Genomic DNA, 602 nt, shown 5'->3' on the forward strand with positions numbered 1-602 from the left:
AATTGTTAAATAAGGACAAAAAATAGTTGGTTTTTGCTCCTTCGTCACTTATTTTAACCAACTATTTTATTGCCTGTTAACAGGGCGTTATAAAGCTAGGGAAGGTTTGGCACATGAGAAAACTATCAGCAGTAATTTTTGTTAGCTTTATATTATTCCAATGGGCAAATTTTGCTCAAGCATCCACTATTCAAGACGCATACGATAATCATAAAAGTGATATTCAGGTTCAAGGGAGCGGCACGGTTGTTCGTATATTAAATGATGACAATAAAGGTTCTCGCCACCAAAAATTCATCCTTAAACTTTCATCGGGTCAAACGATTTTAATTGCTCACAACATCGACATTGCTCCGAGAATAAATTCAATTTCAAATGGTGACCAAGTCCAATTTTATGGCGAATATGAGTGGAATAAAAAAGGTGGTGTAGTTCACTGGACTCATAAAGATCCAAAAGGGTATCATGTTGGCGGTTGGTTGAAGCACAAGGGTAAAACGTACCAATAGCTTTATAACAAGTCATTTAAGCAGGACAAAAAACAGTTGGTTTTTGCTCGTGCCTCGCTTATTTTAACCAACTATTTTATTGCCTCTTAATGA

The 602-nt window shown here is 36.0% G+C and carries 1 protein-coding gene; it reads left to right on the forward strand.

The features are described from left to right. Positions 1-113: 113 nt before the first annotated feature. Positions 114-509 (forward strand): DUF3465 domain-containing protein, encoded by a 396-nt coding sequence (locus AC27G3_RS18195; protein ID WP_487124055.1) that lies wholly within the window; start codon positions 114-116, stop codon positions 507-509. Positions 510-602: the final 93 nt, after the last annotated feature.

It is taken from the genome of Colwellia sp. SU-HH01217, from assembly GCF_057543495.1.